A 13,322-nucleotide genomic window follows, 5' to 3' on the forward strand; every position below is an offset into this window, starting at 1 on the left:
AAATAAAGATTATTCCAGTTTGATGTTTTTTAAAATTCAGTCGCTACAAGGCATAGGAACGCTCCAGTTTTACTAATATCGCAAAAGTGGTTTTTTGAGAGAGTATTTAAAGAATGTGATTATGAGCCAATGGATGCTCCTGTTTGATGCTTTTCAAAATCCAGTCGCTCCACTGCAGAAGGTTGCATTTGTGCCAATGAATAGTTTGCAAATTCTTTAGTGGCTACTACTGTGTATTACCCACTAGCGAAACACGAGTTAATAGTTGGTTTAGCATCCTCATGCCTGCTTAGAGCATTTTGGTAAATTGTATAGAACTGTTGAAAAAAAAATAAAATTTACTGGATATCTTTTTGTTAAAAATATTGTTAATATTAGGTTTTTATTCTAAAATAAAGATTATTCCAGTTTGATGTTTTTTAAAATTCAGTCGCTACAAGGCATAGGAACGCTCCAGTTTTACTAATATCGCAAAAGTGGTTTTTAGAGAGAGTATTTAAAGATTGTGATTGTGAGCTAATGGATAAACCAGTTTGACGCCTTTCAAAATCCAGTCGCTCCACTGCAGAAGGTTGCATTTGTGCCAATGAATAGTTTGCAAATTCTTTAGTGGCTACTACTGTGTATTACCCACTAGCGAAACACGAGTTAATAGTTGGTTTAGCATCCTCATGCCTGCTTAGAGCATTTTGGTAAATTGTATAGAACTGTTGAAAAAAAAATAAAATTTACTGGATATCTTTTTGTTAAAAATATTGTTAATATTAGGTTTTTATTCTAAAATAAAGATTATTCCAGTTTGATGTTTTTTAAAATTCAGTCGCTACAAGGCATAGGAACGCTCCAGTTTTACTAATATCGCAAAAGTGGTTTTTAGAGAGAGTATTTAAAGATTGTGATTGTGAGCTAATGGATAAACCAGTTTGATGTTTTTCAAAATCCAATCGCTCCACTGCAGAAGGTTGCATTTGTGCCAATGAATAGAACCAAATAAATTAAAAAAAATCTTTTCTATTATTTAGAAAAGATTTTTTTACAAGATTTATTAATTTCTTATCATTCCGCAAAACTGTAAAAAATTATCATATCTTTTTACTCCAAATAATTCTAAATATAAATTATTTACTTTCTCAAAAGCTAATTCTTTACTTACATAGTTTTTCAGTTCTTCAAAATAAGACTCATAAAAGCCTATTGATGTTGAAAGTTTTTTCATTATTTCATTTTCCTTTTCGAGTTTAGTAATATAATTTTGTGCTTTTTCTTCTCCTGTAGTTACCATAATTTAGTTAATTAGCGATTTGTAAAACGGTCTTTTGTTCTTTTATTTGTTCTAGTTTATTCCAATAAGTTCTCAATATTTCAGCATTATCAATTGAAGATTTCCCAATATAAGCCAAAAACATTTTTTCAGTTGTATGACCCGTCGCAGACATTAAAACAGGCGTAGGTAATTTTCCGTAATGATTAGTAGCAAAAGAACGCCTTGCAATGTGAGTTGAAACAAGTTCCCACTTTTTGTAAATATCTTTTTGTTTGCGAAATATTTTAGGTTTTTTTATTTTACTATTTTCTTTATTGTTAATATCAACACTTTTTGACCCTTCTATTAATTCGTTTAATCCAACCTCTTGACATACCAATTTAATATAATCATTATATTTTTGAGTTGAAATTTTATGTGGTAATCCATTGCATTTTTCTAAAATTGCTTTTACCTGCCAATGCATTGGTATAACGATTTTTTGTTGTGTTTTTTGTGCTACGTATTCTATAAAATTGTTATTGATTTTTTTATCTGTAAAGTTCAATAAATCGCCAGCCCTTGCGCCAGTCCAAACACCAATAATTAGCCAATTTCTAGCATTATCCAAGCTCGGTTTATCACTAAAATCTTTATTAAATATTAAATCAATTTCATTTTCGGAAAGTGTAACGAAAGTTGTTTTTTCTCTAATCTGTTTAAATTCCTTTTTCTCAATTTCATGATTAATATTTAAATCATGGTTTTTTGCATCATAAACAATAGTTTTTACAAATTGTATATATTTTCCAACCGTATTAAAATTAAGTTTTTCAATATCATGTAAATAATAAATAAAATTTTCATGAAATTTTAAATTAATATCAGTCAAAAGTAATTTTTTCTTAAAATGCTTTTCGTAATCAGTAACTTTCTTTATTACGGTTTTTATTTTTGTTATGGTTGCTTTTGTAACTCCCATTTTACCGTCGTGTCTTTTTGTAGAAGGTAGCTTTTTTAAATAATTTTCAGCATAATTAATAAAGTAATTTAAATCTGTTATTTCTTTTCTGTTTAAATGCTTGTTTAATTGAACCTCTAACCATTCCGCATTTATAATTATGCCGTTTGCATAGTCATTATTAAAATTATCAATAATTGCGTTTTCTAAATCACTTAATTTTTTTTGAAAATTAATTTTGTCGCTAAATTCAGAAATTTGTTTAACAACTCCCTTTGTATTGTTCCAAAATTTAGGATTTATCAATAACGAGGTTGATTTCGTAATATCAATTTTTCGCCCGTGATAAAACCTAACATAAATTGTTGAAAGATTACCGTTTCCTTTTGTGAAAAACTTAAATGATGCCATTTTTAATTTTTTTAAGACTTTTCAAATATAGTGAAAATTTTAATAATTCCCGACATAGTCCCGACATTTATCTAACTAACTCATTTAGTTGACAACATAAAAATACACACTTTTAAATAAAAACCTAATTATAATAAGGCTTTACGCTATATTTTAAAGATTGCATAAGTTATATTAAATTATATTTAATTGTATAGGTTGCGTTCCCTTCCTCTCTGCTGAAAAAAAAGCGTTGTGTCAAATCTAACTCAACGCTTTTTTAGTTTATGATCTTTTATGCTAAATATCTTTTAGCAAAGGATAAACCTTTTTGAATTTCTCAAATGCTTTTTCATAAATCAATCTGTGATTTGGGTTGGGGTAAAAAATCGTTTCAATTTTATTTTCTAATGATTTTGTATTTCCAGTAGCTTTAAATCCAATTAAAACAGCTCCCCAGGCTGCTCCTTCAATGGTTTCGGAAACAACAACGTTCATTTGAAAGATATCGGCCACCATTTGCAGCCATAACTCACTTTTGCCAAAACCACCGCTGACCATTACGGTAGTTTCTTTTCTTATTTTGGAATCTGGAAGTAAAATTTCGACAACACTAAACAATCCAAAAAGAATGCCTTCGAGAGTAGCTCTTATAAAATGGACTTTATGATGGGTGATTTTAATACCCAATAAAGTTCCTTGTGCCTCGGCATCCCAAATTGGTGCTCTTTCTCCAAGTAAATAGGGAACAAAAAGCAAACCATCAGAACCTGCGGGAATTTGTTTTGCTTGTTCTAAAAGGGTTTCGTACGATTCATTTGTTTTTAAAAGGGATTCTTTAAGCCATTGTAAAATGATTGCGCCATTATTTACCGCTCCCAATTTTAAGTATTGATTGTTCATTAAATGATAACATTGTGTCCGCATTTCAGCATCAATGTAAGGTTGCTCAATGGGAATTCGTACAGCTCCGCTAGTGCCTATCGATAAGGCAATTCGATTTTTTTCCATTGAACCAGTTCCTAGATTCGCCAATGGGCCATCTCCGCCGCCTAGAATGTATAAAAAGTCATCTTTAATTCCTTTGGATTTGTGCGTTGGTGACACAATTTTCGAAAGTTGATTTTCTTTTATATTTAAATAATTAAGAATAGTTTCATCCCATTGCAAAGTGTGGATGTTCATTATTCCAGTACCCGATGCCATCGAGGAATCGATAACATATTCTCCTGTAAGTTGATGCCAAATATATTCCTTGAGGCTGATAAATTTAAAAGCATTGTTGAATAAATTGGGTTCATTTTCTTTTAACCAAGCTAGTTTTGTCATTGGAGAAAAAGGATGGATTGGAATACCTGTTTTTTGATAAAAAATAGATCCAAATTCAGATTTTTTTATGGCTGTAGCAATTGAAGTAGCTCTATTGTCTGCCCAAAGTAGCGCATCGCTTATTGGAGAACCTTCTTTATTTATGATAAGAATGCTTTGCATAGCAGCACTAAAACTGATGAATTCAGGTTTTGTGTTTTTTGTAATTTCTTTAATGCAGGCTAAAACGGAATCTAAAATTTCATTTGGCTTTTGAGTGCTCCAATTTTCTTCAGGATGGTACATTGGATATTCTTTGGTGATTTGATGCAATACGTTTCCGTTTGCATCAAAACAAATTGCTTTTGTAGCCGTTGTGCCAATGTCGATTCCTATGTATGTTTTTTCCATGTTTTAAATAGTCACAAATTGATTTAGAATTAAAACACCAATCAATCCCATAATCCCAATAATCGTTTCCATTACAGTCCATGTTTTAAAAGTGTCTTTTAGACTAATGCCAAAATATTCTTTGAACATCCAAAAACCGGTATCATTGACATGGGAACACATCAGACTTCCAGCTCCAATAGAAAGCACCATCAATTCTGGACTGATGCCTGAACTCGCCACCAAAGGTTGAACTATTCCTGCAGCGGTTAATCCTGCCACTGTAGCCGAGCCTATTGCTACTCGAATAATTGTGGCAATTAACCATCCTAGGATTAAGGGTGAAAGTGTAGATTTTTCGAAAAACACGGCTAAATCTGTTCCAATGCCACTATCAATAAGAACTTGTTTGAAAGCACCTCCTGATGCAATAATTAAAATAATCATAGTTACCGATGCAAGTGCTGTACTTGATTTGTCTATGATATCTTGCATTTTTTGACCTCTCTTTATCCCTAAAAATACAAATACAAACAGAACGGCAATTAGTAGGGCTATTGTTGGGTTTCCGATATATCCGAGAATGATTCGGATAGAATTGGTTTCGGCTAATGTCAATTCGGTTATGGTTGCCAAAGCCATTAGTAAAATTGGAATCAAAGCGGAAACGATGCTTATGGTAAAAGAAGGAAGTTCGGATTCTTGAAATGTTTTACTTTCGAATAAACCTTTTGGAGGATTGGCACTGATTTTTTTAATAAATTCCGGAAATATAATTCCCGCTATGAGTAAAGCTGGGAGCGCTACAATCAATCCATAAAGTAAGGTTTTGCCAATATTGGCTTTGAAAATTACGGCAATGGCAGTTGGTCCAGGATGTGGAGGTAAAAAACCATGGGTAATAGACAATGCGGATGCCATAGCAATACCTAGATAGATAAGAGGTTGTTTAGTACTTGTGTTGACTGCAAACACCATTGGGATCAAAATGATAAAACCAGCATTGTAAAACATGGAAATACCAACGGCAAAACCAGTTATAGCCATCGCCCATTTAATGTGTTTTGCGCCAAATAATTTAGTCATTACGGAACTTATTTGTTGTGCCGCTCCGCTATTTGATAATAAGTTACCAAGAATTACTCCAAAGGCTAGAATTAAAATTAAAGAACCGAGTGTGCTGCCAATACCTTGTTGCAATGAGTTTATGATTTCGGGGAAAGGCATTCCTTTTGTAATTCCAACAAAGAGAGCGGTAATGATTAGTGCAATAAAGGCATTGAGCTTGATTACAGAAATCAGAATCAGTAACAATACAATGCTTATAATTAAAATCAATATGGACATGTATTTCTTTTTAGATTAAAATTCAAATGGAATGATTTGACTCAATTTATTCGTTTTTCTCAACGGCGTGGCCTCCGAACTCGTTCCGAAGTGCGGCCACTACTTTTCCGGAAAAAGTATCCTGCATTTGAGAACGGTATCGCATCATTATCGAAAGCGCAATTACCGGAGTAGGTACACCTAGGTCTAATGCAGTTTCTAATGTCCATTTCCCTTCACCGGAAGAATGCATAATGCCTTTTATACCGTCTAGTTTTGGGTCTTTGGAAAAAGCACTTTCGGTAAGTTCCATAAGCCAACTGCGAACAACTGAACCGTGATTGAAAAGTTTGGCCGTTTTCTCAAAATTAATATCGTACTCAGAATGTTCAAATACCTCAAATCCTTCGGCTATGGATTGCATCATGCCATATTCTATTCCGTTATGAACCATTTTTGTAAAATGCCCGCTGCCCGCCTCTCCGGTATAAAGCCATCCATCGGTTACTGAAATTGCTTGAAAAACATTGGAAACATAATCAAAAACAGCTGCGTCTCCGCCAACCATAGTACAAGCGCCGTTTAAGGCTCCAGAAGTACCGCCAGAAGTGCCACAATCCAGAAAGTCAAAACCAAGTTCTTTGAGTTGTGCGTATCTTCTTTTGGAATCTTTATAATTAGAGTTTCCTCCATCAATGATAATGTCATTTTTATTTAAAAAAGGAAGTAGGGAAGTAATTACTCCATCGACGATTTCTCCGGCGGGAACCATTAGCCAGATTACTTTTCGATTTTGTAGCTGTTGACATAATTCTTCAACAGTAGTTGCTGTTTTTATTCCTTCATCTTCGATATTTTTGACGAAAGTGGTATTCACATCATGGGCAATAACTTCATATTTATTTCGATTTAGATTTAAAGCCAAATTAAATCCCATTTTCCCAAGTCCTATAATTCCTATTTGCATTTTTATCTGTTTTTAAAGTGCTGTAAATGTTTGTTTTGTGTTGTTTATGTATGTAAATAGTAAAAATATATGTTTTAATTAATAAGTAATACTTTTTTCAGATATTTTGAATGATTTTTATTCGATTATCTCTGTCGAAGTTTAATTTATATTTAAAAGTGTTATCAAACTCCCAAAATCTTATATTTGTAAAGGCAATTGGTTTTAGTAAACTTTGAATGCTGTAACTCTTCATCTAATTCTCAAAATAATGATGCGATTATTTCTTGGCTGTTTTCTTTTTTTATCATTTTTAAGAGGGTATTCTCAAGAGAATACGTTTTCAATTGATACTTTGCACGTCAAGATTGATAGTCTTTATAGAGAGGATCAGTTTTATGCCGGACTTAACTACAATTCGATCTTAAAGAAACCTTCAGGGGTTTCCCAACAAAAAATATCTTTTGGCTTTTCAGCGGGATTTCTTAGGGATATGCCAATAAACAAAAGCAGGACTTTTGCAATAGCGCCTGGAATAGGTTTCTCGTTTAACAACTATCTTCAAAATATGGCTATTACAGGAACTAGCCAAAATCCTGTTTATAGTGTAATACCATCTACTGTAAACTATGATAAAAGCAGGTTCGAACAACTGCGCGTGGAAATCCCAATTGAGTTTAGGTGGCGTAATTCAACTCCTGTAGAGTTTCAGTTTTTTAGAATTTATGGAGGTGTTAAAGTCAGTTATTTACTGGCAGATAAATCAGTTTACGATGATGGCACTGATAAAATTGTCATTAAAAACAATAAAGATTTTGAAGACTTTCTTTATGGGGTGTATCTTTCAGTGGGGTACAGTGCTTTTAATCTGCAAGTGTATTACAACATAAACTCCTTTTTTAAATCTTCAGCTCAAATAGATTCTGTGCCCATCACCATGAATGCTTTGAGTATTGGTGTTGTATTTTATATTTTATAGCCATAAAAAAAGAAACAGCAACTGCGGAATACTGCCCAAAAGTAATCCTATTATCAATTCCTTTGGCGTATGCGCTTGCATAACCAAACGTGAAGAAGCAACAAAACCATTCATTAGCAGAAGAAAAGGGACTAAGTATATATTTCCCATTTGTAGATGAATATTCAAGCCGAAAACAAAAACCGTTAAAGCTGAAATAGCGAGCATATGCAAACTTGCTTTGGTTTTGGTATATAATAATCCAAGTGCGAATAAAGTGCTAAACAAAGCGCCTAAGAAGAAAAAATGCAACTCGGGGTAATATTCTAATGAGATGGTTTTTCTTAGCAATAAAATGATTATAAAGCTTTGAAATATTAACGGTATTTTGCGTTGTTCCATATCGGCAATCATTATGGAATCCACTTTGTTTGTATATCGCAATAAATAATACAGTGCCATTGGAGTGACAATGGTTATGATTGAAATTTGCAGAAAAAACGAGCTAACCTGTTCTATCTTGTAATCTGCAATATGGAATAAAAAATAGAAAAAGCAAGCTTGTATCGGTGTGAAAAGCGGATGGAATATATACGAAAATATGGGGAGTATCTTTTTCAATTTCAAAAAGAGATTTGAGGGATGTTAAGTTTGAAAAACGGTGCTTATAATTTTTTTCTCATACGGGCAACGGGAATTTCCAGTTGTTCGCGGTATTTTGCAATCGTTCTTCGGGCGATTGGATATCCTTTTTCTTTGAGAATTTCAGCCAAAAGATCATCAGGAAGCGGATTTTTTTTATCTTCTTCTTCGATGGTATTTTGAAGAATTCTTTTGATTTCAATTGTGGATACTTCTTCCCCCTGATCATTTTTCATCGCTTCCGAAAAGAATTCTTTTATCAGTTTTGTGCCGTAAGGAGTCTCTACATATTTACTGTTGGCCACTCTGGAAACAGTCGATATATCAAGTCCGACCATATCGGCAATATCTTTTAAAATCATTGGTTTCAATCGCGTTTCATCACCATCTAGTAGATAATCTTTTTGATAATGCATTATGGCGTTCATCGTTACGTACAAAGTGTCTTGGCGCTGTTTGATGGCGTCTATAAACCATTTGGCCGAATCCAGTTTTTGCTTGATAAACTGCACTGCATCTTTTTGCGAATGCGATTTGTCTTTAGATTCTTTATAGGTCTGCATCATTTCCTGATAATCTTTGGAAACGTGTAGGGAAGGGGCATTTCTGCCATTTAAGGTAAGTTCCAATTCTCCATCAACAATGCGAATGGTGAAATCAGGAACTACATTTTCGGTGATTTTGTTGTTTCCGGAAAAAGACCCTCCAGGTTTTGGATTAAGCCTTTCGATTTCATGGATAGCATTTCGAAGCTGTTCATTGGAGATATTGAATTTCTGAATCAGTTTGTCATAATGTTTTCTTACGAAAGAATCAAATTGCTGTTCAATAATAGCCGTGGCCAAATCAACGGATTCCGTTGGGGTTTTATGTTTTAATTGCAGTAACAGACATTCCTGTAAATCACGTGCTCCAACGCCTGTTGGTTCGAGTTCGTGAATGATATGCAATATAGCTTCAACCTGTTTTTCAGTGGTGTACAATCCTTGGGTAAAAGCCATATCATCGACCAAGTCTGAGACGGTTCTTCTGATATATCCCATATCATCAATGCTTCCCACCAAAAACTCGGCAATATCACGTTCTTCATCATTGAGGATGAAGGTGTTTAGTTGATTGATGAGGTCTTGATGAAAACTTATCGTTGCGGCAAATGGCGTTTCTTTGGTTTCGTCGTCTTCACTGTAATTGTTGGCCTGCGTTTTGTAATCAGGAGTGTCATCGCTGTTTAGGTATTCGTCTATGTTAATGTCTTCGGCTTCGACTCTGTCTGCTTCCGAATCATCATAGTCGTCATATTGTTCTGTATCGAATTCGTCTTTTTCATAATTATCCTCCTCTTTCCCAGATTCAAGAGCAGGATTCTCATTCATTTCTTCCAACAATCTTTGTTCAAATGCTTGCGTAGGCAACTGAATTAACTTCATCAACTGGATTTGTTGTGGAGATAATTTCTGTGATATTTTTAAATTTAAAAATTGCTTTAACATTTGTATTGTTTAATCGTTTATTTGTTCAATCGGTTAACCGCATCAACGATTAACCGATTAAACTATTTTTTAAAATTCAGCATTCTGTGGTGTTCTTGGAAAAGGAATTACGTCACGTATGTTAGTCATTCCTGTTACAAAAAGCACCAGTCTTTCAAAACCAAGTCCAAAACCAGAGTGTACCGCAGAACCAAATCTTCTAGTATCCAAGTACCACCATAATTCTTCTTCGTCGATTCCTAAGGCTTTCATTTTTTCAACCAAAACATCAAAACGCTCTTCTCTTTGAGAACCTCCCACGATTTCTCCAATTCCAGGAAAGAGGATGTCCATTGCACGAACTGTTTTTCCATCTTCGTTCAAACGCATGTAGAAAGCTTTGATATTTGCAGGATAATCAAACAAGATTACCGGACATTTAAAGTGTTTCTCCACCAAATAACGCTCGTGTTCCGACTGTAAATCCGCCCCCCATTCGTTGATGATATATTGAAATTTTTTCTTTTTGTTTGGAGTGGAATCTCTTAGGATATCAACTGCTTCGGTGTAGGAAACGCGTTTGAAATCGTTATTCATAACAAAACCTAATTTTTCCAACAAAGGCATTTCGCTTCTCTCAGCCTGTGGTTTTGATTTTTCTTCTTCGATCAAACGGCCTTCCAAGAATTTCAAATCATCACTGCAATTGTCAACTGCATATTTCACTACATATTTAATGAAATCTTCGGCCAAGTCCATATTGTCATTCAAATCATTGAAAGCAACCTCTGGTTCAATCATCCAAAATTCAGCCAAATGGCGAGAAGTATTAGAATTTTCGGCTCTAAAAGTTGGTCCAAAAGTATAAATCTGTCCCAAAGCCATTGCGAAAGTCTCGCCTTCCAATTGTCCCGAAACCGTTAAATTCGTATGTTTTCCGAAGAAATCTTTTTTATAGTCAATGTTGCCTTCTTCTGTTTTTGGTAAATTGTCCAATGGCAATGAAGTCACTTGGAACATTTCGCCAGCACCTTCTGCATCGGCTCCTGTAACAATTGGCGTGTTTACATATACAAAGCCTTTTTGCTGAAAATAGCTGTGTACTGCAAAAGATAAAACCGAACGCACACGCATAATCGCTCCAAAAGCATTTGTACGCACGCGCAAATGTGCATTTTCGCGCAAGAATTCCAATGAATGTTTCTTAGGTTGCATTGGGAATTTCTCGGCATCCGAATCTCCAAGGATTTCCAGTTTATTTACTTGAATCTCATATTTTTGTCCCGCACCTTTGCTTTCTACCAAATTTCCGGTAACCGATACTGCGGCTCCGGTTGTAATTCTCTTCAAAGTTTCGTCCGGAGTATTCTCAAAATCGACAACACACTGTATGTTATTGATGGTTGAACCATCGTTTAAAGCAATAAACTGATTGTTTCTAAAAGTTCTAACCCAACCTTTTGCATTAATTTCCTGTAACGTCGTTGTACTGTTTAGTAAGTCTTTAACTTTTGTATGTCTCATTTTGATTTTTGATTTTAATTTTAGATCAAAACAAAAAATGGTGTTTTAATCTAAATGCAAATATAAATCATTTGTTTGTAATTGTCATTGTGAGATATAGTGTAATAAGGAGTAATTTTTAGCGATTCTCCATATCTTTTATTTTTTAGGAAAAAGTTTCATGTTGCCTGGAGAAGGGCCGATGGCAAGGATAAATGTTTGGTTTAATTTAAATTTGTATTTGAACTAAAATATTTTCTTAAGTCTAAGTGTTTTTGTTTATGGCTTTGATACATAGGGATATGACATTTTTTCAACCCAATTCTGAAAAAATGTCATTTTTTTCTAATGGCATATTTTTTGTTTTTAGGTATATAACTTGCGCAAGTTTAGAATAAATAGAATATTTGTTTAACAATTTTAAAAGTAAAACAGTTATGAATCTTATTAAAAGAAATGTAGGTCAAGCGCCAGCTTTACATCGTTTGTTCTTTGATGATATCTTTGGCCGTGATTTTTTCAATTGGGAAAATAATAATTATTCAACAACAAGTACCACGCTGCCTTCTGTTAACATCAAAGAGACTTCCGATAATTATGAAGTCGAAGTTGCCGCTCCGGGTATGGATAAAAATGATTTCAAGATTACACTTGATGGGAACCAATTAACTATCTCTTCGGTGAAAGAAAATGAGCAAACAACAGGGAACGAAAATTATAGCCGTAGAGAATTTAGTTACCAATCATTCCAGAGAAGTTTTGAATTGCCTAAAAACGTAGTGGATGAGGATAAAATAATAGCTCGTTATGAAAATGGACTTTTATTATTGTCCATTCCAAAACGTGAAGAGGCCAAACCAAGACCTCCACGAATGATCGAAATTTTATAAATTCTAATTAATTATCTTTTTTGGAAGCTGCCGTCTTTAGGCAGCTTTCTTCATTATAAAAAACACGAAGATGTTGTCACAATTATTCTCCGGGATAGCTGTGCTGTCCTTTATGGTTTTATTATTGATATTGCTTTTGCGACGATTAAAGCAACCCTATTTTATTGCTTATATAATTGCTGGTTTGTTATTAGGACCTCAAGTATTTAACGTTATTTATGAACCCGAAGTAATTTCAGAATTGGGACAAATTGGGATTGTGCTTCTAATGTTCTCCATTGGCAATGAAATCGATCTTCATTATCTATCGCATAATTTTTACAAGCCTCTTTTAATCGCACTGGTACAGATTGTACTTAGTTTTATTTGCATGTATATTGTTGGTTCATATTTGGAGTGGAAAATGGCAACTATAATTTTGATAGCTTTTATAATAAGTTTGAGTAGTTCTGCGATTGTGTTCCAATATTTGGCAAAGACGGGTGAGATTAAAAGTCAGCTCGGAATTATTACCTGTGGCGTTTTACTAATGCAGGATATACTTGTTGTTCCCATGATATTGACTCTGAATTTTATGTCAGGAAATAATATTTCAGCTGTAGAATTGACAAAAGTTTGCGTAGGAGGACTATTGATTATTCTGTTTATGAAAGCGGCTATCAGTAAAAAGCTTTTCTCAATCCCCATGCGAAGAGAAATTATTGCCGATCATGAATTGCAGGTTTTCATTGGTTTCAGCATCTGTTTTGGTATGGCATGGATTAGTGAATGGTTTGGACTGTCTCCTGCCTTTGGAGCTTTTATCGCTGGTGTTCTAATTGGACACGACAAGGCGACACATTGGCTAGGTAAATCCCTGATTCCTTTCAGAGTGTTTTTTATGGCTTTCTTCTTTCTTGCAGTAGGTGTTCAGCTTGATATCAAGTTTTTTATTGAAAATATTGGAACTATAATATGGATTTCAGTTGCTGTGCTTTTTATAAATAGCCTGATCAATGCCATACTTTTTAAACTTACAAAAAACTCATGGCGTGATAGTTTGTATGGAGGAGCACTTTTATCACAAATTGGAGAATTTAGTTTTGTTTTGATGACCTTGGCATCTTCTTTGCAACTTGTGGGGATTTATACTTATCAAATAACCTTGGCTGTTACCACTCTTACAATGTTTCTTAACACATTTTGGCTTATGATAATCCAGGAATTAATTTATAAACTGCCGGATTACAAAGAAAAATCTTTTTAGTATTGAATTTGAACTATAAGATCAAAAGGGATTTTGGAAGTCATATTCAT

General features: G+C 34.0%; 11 protein-coding genes. 3 read left to right on the forward strand and 8 right to left on the reverse strand.

Going from position 1 to position 13,322, the window contains the following annotated elements:
• Positions 1-1,045: 1,045 nt before the first annotated feature.
• From HQN62_RS03850 to gnd, 5 genes are all read right to left on the reverse strand, one after another.
• Entirely contained in the window at positions 1,046-1,282 is a 237-nt protein-coding gene (locus HQN62_RS03850) for a hypothetical protein (RefSeq protein WP_173503394.1), read from the reverse strand.
• 7 nt (positions 1,283-1,289) lie between these two features.
• Positions 1,290-2,615 carry a phage integrase SAM-like domain-containing protein gene (locus tag HQN62_RS03855; protein WP_173503395.1) on the reverse strand — a complete coding sequence of 442 codons (1,326 nt, stop codon included), beginning with the start codon at positions 2,613-2,615 and terminating at the stop codon, positions 1,290-1,292.
• Positions 2,616-2,894: 279 nt separating this feature from the next.
• Positions 2,895-4,313, reverse strand: a complete 1,419-nt coding sequence (locus HQN62_RS03860; protein WP_173503396.1) for a gluconokinase — start codon at positions 4,311-4,313, stop codon at positions 2,895-2,897.
• A gap of 3 nt (positions 4,314-4,316) precedes the next feature.
• Positions 4,317-5,639 (reverse strand): gluconate:H+ symporter, encoded by a 1,323-nt coding sequence (locus HQN62_RS03865; RefSeq protein ID WP_173503397.1) that lies wholly within the window; start codon positions 5,637-5,639, stop codon positions 4,317-4,319.
• Positions 5,640-5,685: 46 nt separating this feature from the next.
• Positions 5,686-6,585 (reverse strand): phosphogluconate dehydrogenase (NAD(+)-dependent, decarboxylating), encoded by a 900-nt coding sequence (gene gnd, locus HQN62_RS03870; RefSeq protein WP_173503398.1) that lies wholly within the window; start codon positions 6,583-6,585, stop codon positions 5,686-5,688.
• Positions 6,586-6,835: 250 nt separating this feature from the next.
• Between gnd and HQN62_RS03875 the strand changes: the two genes are divergently transcribed.
• A complete protein-coding gene (locus tag HQN62_RS03875) occupies positions 6,836-7,543 on the forward strand; it encodes a porin family protein (protein ID WP_173503399.1) in 708 nt (235 codons plus the stop codon).
• Here HQN62_RS03875 and HQN62_RS03880 read toward each other — a convergent pair.
• The 3 genes from HQN62_RS03880 to asnS form a co-directional block, all read right to left on the reverse strand.
• Positions 7,538-8,143 carry a hypothetical protein gene (locus tag HQN62_RS03880; RefSeq protein WP_173503400.1) on the reverse strand — a complete coding sequence of 202 codons (606 nt, stop codon included), beginning with the start codon at positions 8,141-8,143 and terminating at the stop codon, positions 7,538-7,540. The two genes, HQN62_RS03875 and HQN62_RS03880, sit on opposite strands and share 6 nt — an antisense overlap.
• A 44-nt stretch (positions 8,144-8,187) precedes the next feature.
• Complete coding sequence (gene rpoN, locus HQN62_RS03885; protein WP_116796339.1) at positions 8,188-9,654, reverse strand: RNA polymerase factor sigma-54; 1,467 nt, start codon at positions 9,652-9,654, stop codon at positions 8,188-8,190.
• A 69-nt stretch (positions 9,655-9,723) separates the two neighbouring features.
• Positions 9,724-11,157, reverse strand: coding sequence for an asparagine--tRNA ligase (asnS, locus tag HQN62_RS03890; RefSeq protein WP_173503401.1), 1,434 nt, complete (start codon positions 11,155-11,157; stop codon positions 9,724-9,726).
• Between the two features lie 416 nt (positions 11,158-11,573).
• On the opposite strand from asnS, the gene HQN62_RS03895 reads away from it, so the two are divergent.
• Both HQN62_RS03895 and HQN62_RS03900 read left to right on the forward strand, forming a co-directional pair.
• Positions 11,574-12,026, forward strand: a complete 453-nt coding sequence (locus tag HQN62_RS03895) for an Hsp20/alpha crystallin family protein (RefSeq protein WP_077378097.1) — start codon at positions 11,574-11,576, stop codon at positions 12,024-12,026.
• 70 nt (positions 12,027-12,096) lie between these two features.
• Positions 12,097-13,272 carry a cation:proton antiporter gene (locus tag HQN62_RS03900; protein ID WP_116796337.1) on the forward strand — a complete coding sequence of 392 codons (1,176 nt, stop codon included), beginning with the start codon at positions 12,097-12,099 and terminating at the stop codon, positions 13,270-13,272.
• The last annotated feature ends 50 nt before the right edge of the window (positions 13,273-13,322 follow it).

The organism is Flavobacterium sp. M31R6, from assembly GCF_013284035.1.
Lineage (GTDB): Bacteria > Bacteroidota > Bacteroidia > Flavobacteriales > Flavobacteriaceae > Flavobacterium.

Coding starts and splice junctions, on each gene's coding strand:
- HQN62_RS03850 (WP_173503394.1), bottom strand. CDS start 1,282: ATGGTAACTACAGGAGAAGAAAAAGCACAAAATTATATTACTAAACTC.
- HQN62_RS03855 (WP_173503395.1), bottom strand. CDS start 2,615: ATGGCATCATTTAAGTTTTTCACAAAAGGAAACGGTAATCTTTCAACA.
- HQN62_RS03860 (WP_173503396.1), bottom strand. CDS start 4,313: ATGGAAAAAACATACATAGGAATCGACATTGGCACAACGGCTACAAAA.
- HQN62_RS03865 (WP_173503397.1), bottom strand. CDS start 5,639: ATGTCCATATTGATTTTAATTATAAGCATTGTATTGTTACTGATTCTG.
- gnd (WP_173503398.1), bottom strand. CDS start 6,585: ATGCAAATAGGAATTATAGGACTTGGGAAAATGGGATTTAATTTGGCT.
- HQN62_RS03875 (WP_173503399.1), top strand. CDS start 6,836: ATGATGCGATTATTTCTTGGCTGTTTTCTTTTTTTATCATTTTTAAGA.
- rpoN (WP_116796339.1), bottom strand. CDS start 9,654: ATGTTAAAGCAATTTTTAAATTTAAAAATATCACAGAAATTATCTCCA.
- asnS (WP_173503401.1), bottom strand. CDS start 11,157: ATGAGACATACAAAAGTTAAAGACTTACTAAACAGTACAACGACGTTA.
- HQN62_RS03895 (WP_077378097.1), top strand. CDS start 11,574: ATGAATCTTATTAAAAGAAATGTAGGTCAAGCGCCAGCTTTACATCGT.
- HQN62_RS03900 (WP_116796337.1), top strand. CDS start 12,097: ATGTTGTCACAATTATTCTCCGGGATAGCTGTGCTGTCCTTTATGGTT.